Here is a 14,735-nt window from a genome sequence, read left to right as displayed (position 1 = left end):
TTTCAGGTAGCCTCAGGCTACCTGAAAGCCAATAACGCCATGATTCCCCTCTATATACTGATTGACGAACCGCTGCCCGACTATGCCTGCCACCCTGATTTGCAGTGTGTGACCGCCGAGCCGCAGGCGGGCGTGTACCTGCTGTGGGACACCGACGGCATGGCTTTGGCCAAAGCCGGCGAAAAAGGGCGGGTGCGGGTGGATTTCACCGCCGGTGCCGCCCGCCACCGCCGCGTGCAGGGCGGCGGCGAGTTGTTGGCCAAAGCGGTCAACCACCGCACCCGCCCGCAGGTGTGGGACGTCACCGGCGGCTTGGGGCGCGACAGTTTCGTGCTGGCCGGCTTGGGTTTGTCGGTGCGTGTATTCGAACGGCACCCTGCCGTGTATTGCCTGCTGGCCGACGGTTTGGCGCGGGCGCGGCAGCACCCCGATACGGCGGCAATCGCCGCCCGCATTAGCCTGCATGCGGCCGATGCGGCGGCCGCCATGCCGCATTTGGCCGAACATTCCGGCCGCCCCGAGGTGGTGTATCTCGATCCGATGTATCCCGAACGGCAAAAATCGGCAGCGGTGAAAAAAGAGATGGCGTATTTTCACGAGCTGGTGGGAACGGCGCAGGACGATGCGGCTTTGTTGGACGCGGCTTTGGCGGTGGCCGGCAAACGGGTGGTGGTGAAGCGCCCGCGTTTGGGCGAAACCTTGTGCGGCCGGCAGCCGGATTACCAATACAGCGGCAAATCCACCCGTTTCGATGTGTACCGGCCGCTGATGCTTGGCGGCGAGGAGGCGTAACCATGTGGCGGATGGCAGTGGGGTTGCTGCGTTTGGCGGCGGCATGGCTTGTGTTGGGGCTGGTGTCTTGGCTGCAATTCCGCTGGGCGTGGAACGGTTTGCTGGGCGGCAACGAATCGATCGCCTGCGCCAGCTGCCGTTTTGCCGACGATATACGGCTGTGGGCAGCCATCGTGGCCTTGCCCTTGGGCGTTTTGTTTGTCTGGCTGCCCGAGCGGCCGGGGTTTTGGCTGCTGCGTGGATTGCTGCTGTTGGCGGCGTGGGCGTGGGTGAACGACGCTTTGCTGTTTGATCGTATGTGGGGCGTGTTCCTGCCCGCCGAGCGCTTGGCCTACCAGTTGCACCACTCCGCTTTGCCCGCCCTGCTGCTGTCTGTGGCGCTGATGCTTGTGTGGCGGGTCGGCCGGAAAGTATTGTCTGCCCGTTTCCCTTTGTTGTTCAGGTAGCCCGAATGAGCCGAATGCCCCATTTCCCGATTCCGTTTGATGCCCAGGCCTGCACCGCTTTGCTTGAATTGTTGCAACAGCGTTTTGCCGTAGATGAAGCCGCCTGTGTGCCGCTGTATCTCAACTGCCTGCCTTTGGGCTACCTGAAAGAGCCTTGGCTGTCTTATGTGCTGGCCGACTGGCCGCACCGCTTGGCGCACCGTCAAGACGGCGTTTGGCTGGCGGCCGACGATTGGCTGATGCTGGCCGATGCGTTGCAGAATATGGCTCACGGCTGGCACAGCTTGGGCTACCTGAACGGCTGGCGCAACGAGAGGTTTGCGGTGGAAGACAGTAAGGGCCGGGCCCTGTTTGCGTTGGAACGGGCGGCATTCCGGCCGCTGGGTTTGTGCAGCCGCGCCGTGCACATCAACGGTTTGGCCGAAACCGAACAGGGCTGGTGTTTCTGGATTGCCCGCCGCAGCCCGTTTAAAGCGGTGGACCCCGATAAGCTCGACAATTTGGTGGGTGGCGGATTGGCTGCTGGCGAGCGCATTGAAGATGCTTTGCGGCGCGAAGGATTTGAGGAAGCCGGCCTGCCCGAAGAACACTTGGCTGGTGCCGCCGAGCAAAGCCGCGTGCTCAGCCTGCGCGCGGTGCCGCGCGGCCTGCACCGCGAATGGCTGCATGTGTTCGATGTGGTGTTGCCCGCCGGTTGGGTGCCGGAAAACCAAGACGGCGAAGTGGCCGAATTTATGCTGCTGCCCCCGCCGGCAGTGCTGGAAGCCATGCTCGCGGGCCGTTTTATGAACGATGCGCTGCTGGCCACGCTGGATGCCTGCCTGCGCTACGGCTTGGTGCCGGCCGATACGCCGCTGGCCGATTGGCTGCGCCGCCGCCGTGAGCAGGCCGGCTGAAGGCATTTGCGGGAATGCAAAATTGTGTCCGCCTGCTTGCCCCGCGCCGGGGGCTATAGTAGAGTGCTCCACGTCTGCCGTCCGGCAGGCACACACCGAAAGGAATTGTTATGAACATCAAACCGACCGCAGCCCTGATGCTGGCTTTGGCCCTGCCTGCCGCCGCTTGGGCCGCAGACGAAGTGAAGATTGCTACCGACACTTCGGGCCTGCCTGCGGAAATGGTGCAAAACATCGCCCACTCTTCCAAATCCATGGGCGTGAAAGAGCCGATGAATGTCAGCCTGAAAACCGAAAACGGCACCCGCTATGCGGTGGTGTCCGGCAGCTCCGCCACCACTTGCCGCGTGAAGCTGTCCAACGCCAACCCGCCCACCATGCTGGGTTTGTCCTGCCGCTGACCGGCACCGCTTCTCAGCCCAAACAGGCTACCTGAAACCTTTCAGGTAGCCTGATTTGTTGCGGGCGGCATACAGATACAGTAGGAGTGATTGGCCGTTGCAATAAAGCCCCGCCTGCATGCTGCGGCGGGGCTTTGGCGCGTTTTGCCGATCAGGCGTAGCGGATAAGCGACAAATCGCTGGTTTCGATTTCGGGCTTCACTTCGCCCACCAGGTCGGCGGTAATTTTGCCCGAACCCAAACCCATGGTCCAACCCAGCGTGCCGTGGCCGGTGTTGGTGAACAGGTTGGTGAAGCGGGTGGCGCCGATAATCGGCGTGCTGTCGGGCGTCATCGGGCGCAGGCCGCTCCAGAAGGTGGCGGCGCCCACGTTGCCGCAGCCGGGGAACAGCTCGTTTACCACCAGCTCCAGCGTTTCGCGGCGTTTGGGCGAGAGCTGGATGCGGTAGCCGGACAGCTCGGCCATGCCGCCCACGCGGATGCGTTCGTCGAAGCGGGTGATGGCCACTTTGTAGGTTTCGTCGATGATGGTGGACACCGGCGAGCGGGATTCGTCGCTCATCGGAATGGTGAGCGAGTAGCCTTTCACCGGATACACCGGCAGGCGGATGTCGAGCTGGGCCAAGAGCTGGCGGCTGAAGCTGCCTAAGGCGCAGACGTAGCGCTCGGCGCTGAAATGTTCGCCGCCGGCGGTGAGGCCGGTGATGCGGTTGCCTTGGGTGGCGATGTGCTGGATTTCGCGGCCGTAATGGAACACCACGCCGGCATCGGCACACATTTTGGCCAGGCGGGTGGTAAACAGGTGGCAGTCGCCGGTACCGTCGTTGGGCAGGTGCAGGCCGCCGGCAATCAGGTTGGCGGCTTGGGCCAGCGCCGGTTCTTTGGCGGCACAGGCGGCGGCACCTTCCAACAGCTCGAAGGGCACGCCGTAATCGCGCAACACCTGCATGTCTTTGGCGGCGGCATCGATTTGCTGCTGGGTGCGGAAGATTTGCAAAGTGCCTAGCTGGCGGCCTTCGTAGCCGATGCCGGTTTCCGCTTCCAGACGGGCGAGCATTTCGCGGCTGTATTCGGAAATGCGCACCATGCGGTCTTTATTGACGATATAGGCCGAGTCGGTGCAGTTTTGCAGCATCTGCCACAGCCATTGCAATTGGAACAGGCTGCCGTCGGGGCGCAGCAGCAGGGGGGAATGTTCTTTAAACAGCCATTTGGCGGCTTTTTGCGGAATGCCGGGGGCGGCCCAAGGCGTGGTGTAGCCGTAAGAGAGCTGGCCGGCGTTGGCGAAACTGGTTTCCAGTGCGGCGCCCTGTTCGCGCTCGATAACGGTAACTTCATGACCGGCCTGGCGCAGATACCAGGCGGTGGCGATGCCGGTGATGCCGGCGCCCATGACGATGACCTGCATGCGTTCTCCTTTGTTTTGTATGTTAGTGAATTGCGCAAGTCTAATGCTTTTCAGGTAGCCTTTTTCACTTTATTGATGTATTTTTAAAATGAAATATTCTGAAAATTAACTTTTAAAAAGGGAAATTCAATATGCTGAAGCAGGCCGATAAGATAGACCGCAAAATTTTGAAGCTGTTGCAGGAAAACGGCCGCCTGAGCATGACCGAGCTGGCGGAGCGGGTGGGGCTGTCGGCCACGCCGGTAACGGAGCGGGTGCGGCGGCTGGAGCGCGACGGCTACATCACGGGCTACCACGCCCGCTTGAACCCCGCCCGATTGGGTTACGGCCTGTTGGTGTTTGTGGAAATCAAGCTGCATTCCAAATCTGGCGATATTTTTGAGGAGTTCCGCCGCGAGGTGCTGAAAATTCCGCAGATTCTGGAATGCCATTTGGTGTCGGGCGAATACGATTATCTGCTTAAAGTGCGCCTGCCGGATATGTCGGCCTACCGCGATATGCTGGGCAAAATCCTGCTCCAGCTGCCTTCGGCGGTGGAGAGCCGCAGTTATGTGGTGATGGAGGAGGTGCGGGAAGGCGGGCTGCTGACCTGGGGGGAATAGGTTTGGGAGCGTGCCGGAGCGGGCAGGACGGTTTCAGGTAGCCTGAAAGGCAGGAGGGCAGCAGGCTACCTGAAAGCGGAAGGCGGTCTTATTCGGTCGGCCGTTGGCGCACGAAGGTGGCGAAACGCGGGGTGCCGTGGCGGGTAAAGCCGCGGTAGCGGTAGGTAATCGTGCTGCCGATGGGCGGTGGATGGGCACGGTCGTGGCGGCTGAAGCCGGAGCCGATGCGGAAGCGGCCGTGCCGGTTTTCGCAGGAAAGTGCGCCGAGCAGGCCTTCGTAACGGCCGCGCCCGGGGTGGTGCGCCACCACGCGGCATTCGGCGTCGTGCTCGCTTTTCATTTTTAGGACCAGCGGGCTGCGGCCGCGCGGATAAGGGGCGTGGGGATGGCGCAGAATCAGCCCTTCGCCGCCGCCGGCTTCAATGCGCTGCAACAGGGCGTGGGCGGCGGCGGCATCGGCCACCGGTATTTGTTCGATCAGGCGGATGCGGGTGTTCGGATGGTTTTTCAGGTAGCCCGAGAGGGCGGATAGGCGTTGCAGCAGGCCGCCTTCGGCGTCGGGCACGTCGAAGACGTGGTAGCGGATGGTCTGCCAGGCTTCGGGACGGTGGCCGCGGACGGCGGCGGAGGTGTGCTCGAAACGGCCGCGGCCGGCGTAGAGTTCGCCGTCCAGCGCGTAGGGCGGGAAGCCGCGGGTAAACCAGCCCGGTGCGGGCAGGATGTGGCCACCGCGGCTGATGAGGTATTGTCCGTTCCAAAAGGCGCGTACGCCGTCGAGTTTTTCGCTGGCCAGCCAGCCGCGGATGTCTTGGCTGCGGTATTCCTGCGCCAGCATCATGTCGGCGGGGCGGACGTTTTCGGCGGCAGCGGGTGCGGTAAAGAGAAACAGCAGACAGCACAGTCGGAAGAACAGGGATTTCATGGCACGGCTCCTGTGAACGGGTGGGGAAAGGGCTACCTGAAAGCAGGCGGCTGATCGGTTTGCAGCAGGAAGTTTCGGTAGTGTGCGGCGAATTCGTCTGCGTGGCTGAGGAAGGGGGCGTGGACGGCGCCGGGAATCAGCTGCAGCCGGCTGCGGGGCAGGTGTTGTTGCAGGTATTCGCCCATGCGCGGCGGGGTGAGGGTGTCTTTGTCGCCGAACAGCAGCAGGGTGGGGCAGCGGATCTGCGCCAACAGGGGGCGGGCGTCGGCCTGGGAGAGGGCGTTTAAGGCATCGGCCAAGGCCGGCGGGGCGGAGGCGGCGGTGAGTTTGGCGAGCACGGCTTCCTGCAAATCGGTGTGGTGCTTGCTGTAGAGAAATTGCAACTGGATGAATTGGCGGATATATTTGGCGTAATCCTGCTGAAACAGCGGCAGCATTTTGCCCAAGGCGGGCTGGTTGAGCCCGGCCGGGTAATCGGGCGCGGCCTGCAGTTTGGCAAAAGAGGCGGTGAGGCAGAGGCTGAGTACTTTGTGCGGATGCCGTGCGGCCAGATGCAGCGCAATCAGGCCGCCGAGCGACCAGCCGAGCAGGTGGACGGCAGTGGGCATTTGCGCGGCGTATTGATCGGCAATGATGTCGATGTCGAAACGGCCGTCATAAGTGGCGCCACCGTGACCGGGCAGGTTGGGGCAGACCACGGCGGCCGGTTGCAGGCGTTCGGCCAGCGGGTCGAACACATGGCGGTTGGCGGCCCAGCCGTGCAGCAGCCAAATGGGAGGGGTATCGGACATGGCTTGGCTTTCTCAATGGTGCCGTCGGCTCAAACAGGCCGCAGGCGGACAAAACTGCTGTGCATTATGCCATGCGCCGAGCGGAACGCAGGCGGTTTGCGCCGCCTGCAGCGCGGATGTGGACACGCTGCGGCTGGAGGCGGGGCGGCATTGCCCTTTGTGCGGCGTACCTTCGGCCTGGGGCACGCCCTGCGGCGCCTGCCAGCGCAAACCGCCGCCGCAGCAATATTTGCGGGCATCGTTCCGTTACGCGCCGCCGTTGAGCAATCTGTTGTATGCCTATAAATTTCTGGGGCAGAACCATTTGTACGCGGTGTTGGCCGAATGGATGCTGGCTGACATACCGGCATGGCCGGACGGCGGGGCGCCCGATGCGGTGTTGGCGGTGCCTTTGAGTCGGCAGCGCCTGCACCGGCGCGGTTTCAACCAAAGCGCCCTGCTGGCGGCCGCGGTGGCCGGTCAGCTGCAACTGCCGCTGCTGCCGCCTTCCGTGGTGCGCCGGCGGCACCGTGCGGCGCAAAGCACGCTGCCGAAAGCGCTGCGCCGGCGTAATGTGAGCGGGGTGTTTCAGGTAGCCGATTCCGAAGCGGTAAAGGGGCGTAAACTGCTGTTAATCGATGATGTTATTACCACCGGCGCAACACTGGCCGAATTGTCGCAAACCCTGATGCGCTCTGGCGCGGCGGCGGTTTACTGCTGGGTGCTGGCGCGGCCGGATTGAAAAAAAATTGACGCGGGCGGCCGGTGTGCGGCATCATGCGCCCCGTTGCTAAGCGGCTGATTTATTGTGAATCAGCCTTTTTTATTGGAATGAAAAAGCGCCTCAGGCTACCTGAACGGCAGATTTGACCATGTTTACCGTCGTTTTGTATCAGCCGGAAATTCCGCCCAACACAGGCAATATCATCCGCCTGTGCGCCAACAGCGGGGCAGACCTGCACTTGGTGAAACCGCTCGGCTTTCCGCTCGATTCCGCCAAAATGAAGCGGGCCGGATTGGACTATCACGAGTTCGCCAGCCTCACGGTACACGAAACCTTTGCCGACTGCTTGGCCGCTTTGTCGGGCAAACGCATTTTTGCGCTCACCACCAAAGGCCGCACCCGCCCCGACCGGGCCGCTTTCCGGCCCGGCGACGTGTTTTTGTTCGGCCCGGAAACCCGTGGCCTGCCGGCCGACATCCTCGACAGCCTGCCGGCGGAGCAAAAACTCAGGCTGCCGATGAAAGCCGGCAGCCGCAGCATGAACCTTTCCAATACCGTGGCCGTGATGCTGTACGAAGCATGGCGGCAAAACGATTACGCAGGTGGCGAATAAAACCACCCGCTCACAGCAACACACATCCCTACCACTCAAGAATGGAGCCCGTTTTGGCGAAACTGAAAAACGCATTTTTTATCGGTATGACCACCTGCATCGGTCTGTTTAGCAGCCTGATGAACACTGCTTCGGCAGAATCCTCAGGCAACCAGGCCAGACTCACCGCCCCGGTGTATCACGGCAACTCGGCCAATCTGCATCCCAGCGCCGTTGCCAAACCCGAAAGACTGCATCGTTCAGCCAACCGAAGCTATCAAGTGCGTGGCGTGCGCTATACCCCCGCCACCCGAGTTCAAGCCTTTACCCAAACCGGCCGCGCTTCTTGGTATGGCCGCCAATTCCACGGCCGTCTCACCGCCTCCGGCGAGCGTTACGACATGAACCTGATGACCGCCGCCCACAAAACCCTGCCGATTCCCAGCTACGCCCGCGTGACCAATTTGTCCAACGGCAAAAGCGTGGTGGTGCGCATCAACGACCGCGGCCCCTTCCACGGCAGCCGTGTGATCGACGTTTCCAAAGCCGCCGCCCAGAGCCTCGGCTTCATCAACAGCGGCACCGCCAATGTGCGTATCGAGCAAATCGTGCCTGAGCAACAACAGCAGGCCGCCGCGCCGGCGCGCGAAGCCGGCAGTATTTACGTGAATCTGCGCCGCTTCGACAACCGTGCCGACGCGCAAAGCTATCTGGAAGCAACCACCCGCCAGCTGCGCCACATGAACAATACCGCGCAACAGCTGCTGCTGGTGCCGCAGGACAGCGGCTTCGTGGTGCGCCTCGGCCCCTTCCAGCAGCAAGACCAGGCCGACCGCCTGAAACAGACCGTACTGGCTTCGGCTTAAGCCCGTCTGTACTTATCGGCGGCAGGATCGCCCGCACATACGAAAGGCTACCTGAAACAGTTTTCAGGTAGCCTTTTGCTGTGGGAGGCCGTTTGGCTTACAGGGTTAAGCCGCCGGTTACTTCCAATGCTGCGCCGTTGATGTAGCTGGCTTCGTCGCTGGCGAGGAAGGCGTACACATTGGCGATTTCGCTCGGGTCGGCCAGGCGTTTCATCGGCACTTTATCGGCCATGGCGGCCAATACTTTTTCCGGCATGTCTTTCAGGATGGGGGTGGACACGAAGCCGGGGCACACGGCGTTGACGCGGATGCCTTTTTTGCCCAGCTCGCGCGACCAGGTTTTCACGAAACCGATGACGCCGAATTTGGTGGCGGCGTAATTGGTTTGGCCGAAGTTGCCGTACACGCCGACAACGGAGCTGGCGTTCAGAATCACACCGCTGCCTTGGGCCACCATGGTGTCCACCAGCGCGCGGGCCATGTTGTAGGTGCCTTTCAGGTTGATGTCCACCACCTTGTCAAACTGCTCTTCGGTCATTTTCACCAACTGGGCGTCCATCACGATGCCGGCGTTGTTGACCAAGGTGTCGATGCGGCCGTGTTTGGCCAACACGGCGTCGCGCATGGCATGGATTTGTTCTTTATTGGTTACGTCTACCACGTAGCCGTCGGCTTTGCCGCCTTTGTCGGTAATGGCTTTCACCGCAGCATCGATGCCGGCCTGGTTCAGGTCGCACACAATCACGGTGGCGCCTTCGGCGGCGAATTTCTCGGCAGTGGCCAAACCGATGCCGCTGGCGGCGCCGGTAATCACGGCTACTTTGTTTGCTAAACGCATGAATGATCTCCTTCAAATAAAGTCAAGATGAGGTGGGTGGAATGCAGGCCGACCAAAGCGGCTGCGCCTATTATTTTTCCCGCCGGTAAAAACGGCTGTTCAGGTAGGCATTGGCGCCTTCGCGCAGCAAGACCAGCACAACCGCCGCCAAAGGCAGGGCCAGGAGCATGCCGACGAAACCGAATAGGCTGCCGAAGGCCATCAAGGCGAAAATCACCCAAAACGGCGACAGGCCGATGCTCTCGCCCACGATTTTCGGGGTGATGAAAAAGCTTTCCAAAAACTGGCCGACGGCAAACACGCCCCACACCATCAGCAGGCCCTGCCAAGAGGCGAATTGCAGCAGGGCGGCCATGGTGGCCAAGAGCAGGCCGGTGAAAGCGCCCAGATAGGGCACGAATACCAGGAGGCCGGCCACCATGCCGATGGCGAAGCCGGAATCGAGGCCGGTGAACATCAGGCCGAGGCCGTAGATCAGGCCCATGATCAGCATCACAGTGAGCTGGCCGCGCATGAATTGGCCCAGCACGCTGTCCATGCTGCGGGTGATGCGGGTGTAGGTTTCGATGTAGCGGCGGGGCACCATCAGCTTGATGCCGAAATTCCAGCGGGTCCAGTCGAGCAGGAAGTAGTAAAGCAGGAAGGGCAGCAGAAACACATTGCTGATTAAGGCCACCAGATTGCCGCTTTGCTGCACCAGGGTGGGCATAGCTTTCGATAAGGTGGCCTGGATGTTGCCCAAATTGTCTTGAAACCAAGAGGCGGCAAATTCCTGATCCAATACCCAGTCGGTATTCAGGTGGCCGTTGATCCACGGCAGCGCCTTGTCTTGAACGAAAGAGAACAGCACCGGCAGCCGCGCCACCAGATTGCCGAACTGCTGGATCAGCATCGGCACCACGATCAGGAGCAAGGCCAGTAAGACGAGCAGGGCGAACACCATCACCAGCATGGCGGCTATGCCGCGCTTGATGCCGCGGTCACGCAGTTTTTCCACCAGCGGATTGAGGATGTAGGCCAATACCGCGGCGGTTACAAAAGGGGTGAGGATGTCGCGCATATAGCCGACGGCCAAGCCGATAACCAGCAGCAGGCCGAAGCCGAACAGCCAAGGCATCCAAGGACGTTTTTTTGCCTGATACATTTACGCTATCTTCGATTGTTGCAGCGCGGCATTATCACGCGGAACGGAGCAAAAAACAAATATTTCTCAATTGTTTCGACAGGCGGTTTGGCGTTTGCTTTCAGGTAGCCTGCCAACAAAGCGACCCGCCTCGCTGTTAGAGAGCGGGCGGGTCGTGCGCAGGGCGGTGCTTGGATCACAAGCCGGCGGCGGCTTTCAGGCCGGCGGCTTTGTCGGTGCGCTCCCAGGTGAATTCCGGCTCTTCGCGGCCGAAATGGCCGTAGGCGGCGGTTTTGCTGTAAATCGGCCGTTGCAGGTCGAGCATCTGGATGATGCCTTTGGGGCGCAGGTCGAAATGCTGGCGCACCAAGGCGATCAGCGCGGCTTCGTCCAGCTTGCCGGTGCCGAAGGTGTCGATGGCGATCGAGGTGGGCTCGGCGATGCCGATGGCGTAGGAAATCTGAATCTGGCATTGGTCGGCCAGGCCGGCGGCGACGATGTTTTTGGCCACGTAGCGGCAGGCGTAGGCGGCAGAGCGGTCCACTTTGGTGGGGTCTTTGCCGGAGAAAGCGCCGCCGCCGTGCGGGGCGGCACCGCCGTAGGTATCGACGATGATTTTACGGCCGGTGAGGCCGCAGTCGCCCTGCGGACCGCCGATGACAAAGCGGCCGGTGGGGTTGATCAGGTATTTGGTGTCTTCGGTGAGCATCTCGGCGGGCAGCACCGGGCGGATGATGTGTTCCATCACCGCCGCGCACAAGTCTTCGTGGCTGATGTCGGGATCATGCTGGGTGGAGAGCACCACGGTGTCGATGCGTTTGACTTTGCCGGTGTCGGCGTCGTACACGCAGGTGAGCTGGGCTTTGGCGTCGGGGCGCAGCCAGGGCAGGCGGCCGTCTTTGCGCACTTCGCTCTGGCGCTGCATCAGGCGGTGGGCGTAGTAAATGGCAAACGGCATCAGCGTGGGGGTTTCGTCGCAGGCGTAGCCGAACATCAGGCCCTGGTCGCCGGCGCCCATGTCCAAATCCAAACCTTCGCCTTCGTTCACGCCTTGGGCGATGTCGGGCGACTGCTCGTCGTAGCACACCATCACCGCGCAGCCGTCGGCGTCGAAACCCAGCTCGGAGGCGTTGTAGCCGATGCGGCGGATGGTGTCGCGGGCGACCTGAATATAGTTGACGTGCGCCCGGGTGGTGACTTCGCCGGCCAGCACGCACAGGCCGGTGTTCACCAGGGTTTCGGCGGCCACGCGCGCGGCGGGGTCTTGGCTGAGGATGGCATCGAGAATGGCATCGGAAATTTGGTCGGCCACTTTGTCGGGATGGCCTTCGGAAACCGATTCGGAAGTAAACAGATATTCGCTCATGGCATGACTTTCGCTGATAAACATCAATATGGCCGGCTGTTCGGGCCGAGACCTTTGCAAAACCCCCATCTGCGGCCCATTTCTGCGTTGTGCGCTGCTCGCTCGCTTGCCTATCTATATGATATGTCTGCACTCGCTGCGCTGCTACGCCTTGAACTGCATCCACATCTGGGGGTTTTGCAAAGGTCTCGGGCCGATAAACGGGGCAGGGCGGCGTGGATGAGGCTACCTGAAAAGCCGTTCGGTTTCAGGTAGCCTGTTGGATGGTGGGGAATTTCCATTACAATGGCGCCTCTTCATGAGTGGTCGCCTGTGTGATGCAAACCCTGATTTTTTTATTGTGCCGTTTTCTTTCTGCGCTGCCTTTGCGCGTGCTGCACATCTTGGGCAGCATCGCCGGCCGCCTGTTTTACTGGCTGTCGCCGGCCGACCGGCGGCGGGTGCGCCGCCATCTGCAAGCGGCCGGGATTATAGCAGATAAGGCCATGGTCCAATCGGTTTTTCGGGAAACCGCCCGCGGCGCGCTGGAGTTGCCCGTTGCCTTTTTCCGCCCGCCCGCCGACATTGCCGCCTTGTTTCGCGAAGTGCACGGCTGGGAGCATGTGCAAGCCGCCCTCGATGCCGGCGAAGGCCTGCTGCTGATTACCCCGCATTTGGGCAGTTACGACTTGGCCGGCCGCTACCTCAGCCACCGCCTGCCGTTTCCGCTGACCGCCATGTATAAGCCGCCCAAAATCAAAGCGCTGGATGCCGTGATGCAGGCCGGCCGGGTGCGCGACAAAGGCCGCACCGCACCCACCAATATGCAGGGCGTCAAACAGATTATCCAAGCCCTACGCAAAGGTGAGGCCACCATTGTGTTGCCCGACCACGTGCCCGATGAAAATGGCGACGGCGTGTGGGTGCCGTTTTTCGGTCGCTACGCCTACACCATGACGCTGGCGGCCAAGCTGGCACAGGTAAAAAACGTGCGTACCCTGTTTTTCTGCGGCCGGCGTCTGCCGCACAGCGAAGGTTTCGCCCTCCACATCGAGCCTTTGCAGGGCAGCCTCAACGGGGACAAACACCACGATGCCGAAATCATCAACCGCAATGTGGAAGCCTGGGTGCGCCGTTTCCCCGCGCAATATCTGTTTGCTTACAACCGTTACAAACACCCTGCCGGCGCCCCGCATCGTCCGACCGACGAAGGGCAGGCTACCTGAAAACCGCAACAGGTTTCAGGTAGCCTGAGACCTTTGCAAACCCTCCATCTGCGGCGCATTTCTGCGTTGTGCGCTGCTCGCTCGTTTGCCTATCTGTCTGATATGTCTGCACTCGCTGCGCTGCTACGCCTTGAACTGCATCCACATCTGGGGGGGTGCAAAGGTCTCGGCCTGCTTGCATGGCTCAAGTGTTGTCGGCAGCAAGTTATCTGATGGCCCCAATCAAGGCTACCTGAAACGGTTTTTCAGGTAGCCTGTGTTATCATGCCCGCCTTTGTTTTACCTAGACTTTTACACGCACCATGCAGCAGCCCGACTTTACCCAAACGCTCTCCCGCGATCGCCATTTCTTGCAAAACGCCTTCAAAAACCCCAAACGCTTCGGCGGCATCGAAGCCGTGCAGAAAAAATACCAAAAATCGCACGACACGTTTTTAAAACGCCAAGCCGCGCTGCCCAAGCCGCAGTATGACGGCACGCTGCCGGTGCACGATCGTTTGGACGACATCAAAACCACCATTCAAAACAACCAAGTAACCATTATTTGCGGCGAAACCGGTTCGGGCAAAACCACCCAGCTCCCGAAAATCTGCTTGGAGCTGGGGCGCGGCACGGCGGGTTTGATCGGGCACACGCAGCCGCGGCGGTTGGCGGCGCGCTCGGTAGCAGAGCGGATTGCCGAAGAATTGGGCGGCAACATCGGTCAAACCGTCGGCTACAAAGTGCGTTTCAACGACAACACCTCGCGCGATGCCTATGTGAAGCTGATGACCGACGGCATCCTGCTCGCCGAAACGCAAACCGACCGCTATCTCACCGCTTACGACACGATTATTATCGACGAAGCGCACGAACGCAGCCTCAACATCGACTTTCTGCTCGGCTACCTGAAACAGCTTCTGCCGCGCCGCCCCGATTTGAAAGTCATCATCACCTCGGCCACCATTGATGCCGAACGCTTTTCCAAACATTTCAACAACGCGCCGGTGCTGGAAGTGAGCGGCCGCACCTTCCCCGTCGACATTCTCTACCGCCCGCTGCATTCGCAAGACGAAGACGAAGCGGAAATCGAGTTGACCGACGCGATTGTCGATGCCGCCGACGAACTGGCGCGGCTGGGCGACGGCGATATTCTGGTGTTCCTGCCCGGCGAGCGCGAAATCCGCGAGGCCGCCGAAGCCCTGCGCAAATCGCCACTGCGCCGTGATGACGAAATCCTGCCACTGTTTGCCCGCTTGTCGAACGCCGAACAGCACAAAATTTTCCACCCCAGCGGCAGCAAACGGCGCATCGTGCTGGCGACCAACGTGGCCGAAACCTCGCTCACCGTGCCGGGCATCAAATATGTGATCGACACCGGCTTGGCACGGGTAAAACGCTATTCTGCGCGCGCCAAAGTGGAGCAGCTTCATGTAGAAAAAATCTCCCAAGCCGCCGCGCGCCAGCGTTCCGGCCGCTGCGGCCGCGTATCCGCCGGCGTAGCCGTGCGCCTGTACAGCGAAGACGATTTCAACACCCGCCCGGCCTTTACCGACCCCGAAATCATCCGCAGCAATCTGGCCGCAGTCATCCTGCGCATGGCCGCGTTGAAACTGGGCGATGTGGCCGCTTTCCCGTTTCTGGAAGCGCCCGACCAGCGTTATATTAATGACGGTTTTCAGGTGTTGTTGGAGTTGGGGGCGGTGGAAGAGGCCGTCTGAAAATGCTTCAGACAGTAAAATGTAGCATGGTTATATTTGTTATAGTAATGAAAAAAAATTAAATCGTTATGAAAAGGATAACAG

17 protein-coding genes are annotated in these 14,735 nt (G+C 60.9%); 11 read left to right on the top strand and 6 right to left on the bottom strand.

Annotated features, from left to right (window positions below; translation table 11 throughout):
• The first annotated feature begins 39 nt into the window (after positions 1 to 39).
• The 4 genes from H3L94_RS10075 to H3L94_RS10060 all read left to right on the top strand — a co-directional run bounded on the left by H3L94_RS10075 (position 40) and on the right by H3L94_RS10060 (position 2,535).
• Complete coding sequence (locus H3L94_RS10075) at positions 40 to 792, top strand: class I SAM-dependent methyltransferase (RefSeq protein WP_182121909.1); 753 nt, start codon at positions 40 to 42, stop codon at positions 790 to 792.
• A gap of 2 nt (positions 793 to 794) precedes the next feature.
• Positions 795 to 1,238 (top strand): hypothetical protein, encoded by a 444-nt coding sequence (locus H3L94_RS10070; RefSeq protein WP_182121908.1) that lies wholly within the window; start codon positions 795 to 797, stop codon positions 1,236 to 1,238.
• 5 nt (positions 1,239 to 1,243) lie between these two features.
• Positions 1,244 to 2,134 carry an NUDIX hydrolase gene (locus H3L94_RS10065; protein ID WP_182121907.1) on the top strand — a complete coding sequence of 297 codons (891 nt, stop codon included), beginning with the start codon at positions 1,244 to 1,246 and terminating at the stop codon, positions 2,132 to 2,134.
• 110 nt (positions 2,135 to 2,244) lie between these two features.
• Positions 2,245 to 2,535: a hypothetical protein gene (locus H3L94_RS10060; RefSeq protein WP_009119767.1), complete on the top strand. Its 291-nt coding sequence runs from the start codon at positions 2,245 to 2,247 to the stop codon at positions 2,533 to 2,535.
• Positions 2,536 to 2,686: 151 nt separating this feature from the next.
• On the opposite strand, the gene H3L94_RS10055 is transcribed toward H3L94_RS10060, so the two are convergent.
• Positions 2,687 to 3,943, bottom strand: a complete 1,257-nt coding sequence (locus tag H3L94_RS10055) for a D-amino acid dehydrogenase (RefSeq protein ID WP_182121906.1) — start codon at positions 3,941 to 3,943, stop codon at positions 2,687 to 2,689.
• A gap of 134 nt (positions 3,944 to 4,077) precedes the next feature.
• Between H3L94_RS10055 and H3L94_RS10050 the strand changes: the two genes are divergently transcribed.
• Positions 4,078 to 4,545 (top strand): winged helix-turn-helix transcriptional regulator, encoded by a 468-nt coding sequence (locus H3L94_RS10050; protein ID WP_156787046.1) that lies wholly within the window; start codon positions 4,078 to 4,080, stop codon positions 4,543 to 4,545.
• An 88-nt stretch (positions 4,546 to 4,633) separates the two neighbouring features.
• Here H3L94_RS10050 and H3L94_RS10045 read toward each other — a convergent pair whose 3' ends face one another.
• Positions 4,634 to 5,467, bottom strand: coding sequence for a DNA ligase (locus tag H3L94_RS10045; RefSeq protein ID WP_182121905.1), 834 nt, complete (start codon positions 5,465 to 5,467; stop codon positions 4,634 to 4,636).
• 32 nt (positions 5,468 to 5,499) lie between these two features.
• Complete coding sequence (gene bioH / locus H3L94_RS10040; RefSeq protein ID WP_182121904.1) at positions 5,500 to 6,258, bottom strand: pimeloyl-ACP methyl ester esterase BioH; 759 nt, start codon at positions 6,256 to 6,258, stop codon at positions 5,500 to 5,502.
• Here bioH and H3L94_RS10035 point away from each other — a divergent pair.
• The 3 genes from H3L94_RS10035 (at position 6,257) to H3L94_RS10025 (ending at position 8,419) form a co-directional block, all read left to right on the top strand.
• Positions 6,257 to 6,979, top strand: coding sequence for a ComFC family protein (locus H3L94_RS10035; protein WP_182121903.1), 723 nt, complete (start codon positions 6,257 to 6,259; stop codon positions 6,977 to 6,979). The genes bioH and H3L94_RS10035 overlap by 2 nt on opposite strands.
• Positions 6,980 to 7,109: 130 nt before the next feature.
• Complete coding sequence (gene trmL / locus H3L94_RS10030; protein ID WP_182121902.1) at positions 7,110 to 7,574, top strand: tRNA (uridine(34)/cytosine(34)/5-carboxymethylaminomethyluridine(34)-2'-O)-methyltransferase TrmL; 465 nt, start codon at positions 7,110 to 7,112, stop codon at positions 7,572 to 7,574.
• A 41-nt stretch (positions 7,575 to 7,615) separates the two neighbouring features.
• Positions 7,616 to 8,419, top strand: a complete 804-nt coding sequence (locus H3L94_RS10025; protein WP_009118940.1) for a septal ring lytic transglycosylase RlpA family protein — start codon at positions 7,616 to 7,618, stop codon at positions 8,417 to 8,419.
• A 97-nt stretch (positions 8,420 to 8,516) separates the two neighbouring features.
• Here H3L94_RS10025 and H3L94_RS10020 read toward each other — a convergent pair whose 3' ends face one another.
• From H3L94_RS10020 to metK, 3 genes are all read right to left on the bottom strand, one after another.
• On the bottom strand, positions 8,517 to 9,257 hold the full coding sequence (locus H3L94_RS10020) for a beta-ketoacyl-ACP reductase (protein WP_182121901.1): 741 nt from the start codon (positions 9,255 to 9,257) through the stop codon (positions 8,517 to 8,519).
• A 70-nt stretch (positions 9,258 to 9,327) separates the two neighbouring features.
• A complete protein-coding gene (locus tag H3L94_RS10015; protein ID WP_182121900.1) occupies positions 9,328 to 10,401 on the bottom strand; it encodes an AI-2E family transporter in 1,074 nt (357 codons plus the stop codon).
• 175 nt (positions 10,402 to 10,576) lie between these two features.
• Entirely contained in the window at positions 10,577 to 11,746 is a 1,170-nt protein-coding gene (metK, locus tag H3L94_RS10010; RefSeq protein WP_182123158.1) for a methionine adenosyltransferase, read from the bottom strand.
• A 3-nt stretch (positions 11,747 to 11,749) separates the two neighbouring features.
• Here metK and H3L94_RS12660 point away from each other — a divergent pair, with 3 nt between their 5' ends.
• From H3L94_RS12660 to hrpA, 3 genes are all read left to right on the top strand, one after another.
• A complete protein-coding gene (locus H3L94_RS12660) occupies positions 11,750 to 12,001 on the top strand; it encodes a hypothetical protein (RefSeq protein ID WP_425325919.1) in 252 nt (83 codons plus the stop codon).
• 62 nt (positions 12,002 to 12,063) lie between these two features.
• Entirely contained in the window at positions 12,064 to 12,951 is an 888-nt protein-coding gene (locus H3L94_RS10005; protein WP_182121899.1) for a lysophospholipid acyltransferase family protein, read from the top strand.
• A 302-nt stretch (positions 12,952 to 13,253) separates the two neighbouring features.
• The gene (gene hrpA / locus H3L94_RS10000) at positions 13,254 to 14,651 is read left to right on the top strand and encodes an ATP-dependent RNA helicase HrpA (RefSeq protein WP_182121898.1); all 1,398 of its coding nucleotides are present in this window, start codon (positions 13,254 to 13,256) and stop codon (positions 14,649 to 14,651) included.
• Positions 14,652 to 14,735 lie beyond the last annotated feature (84 nt).

The sequence above is a fragment of the Neisseria shayeganii genome (genome assembly GCF_014054965.1).
Lineage (GTDB): Bacteria > Pseudomonadota > Gammaproteobacteria > Burkholderiales > Neisseriaceae > Eikenella > Eikenella shayeganii.
Note: the sequence above shows the minus strand (reverse complement) of the source record. Positions and strands in the feature narration are given on the sequence as shown.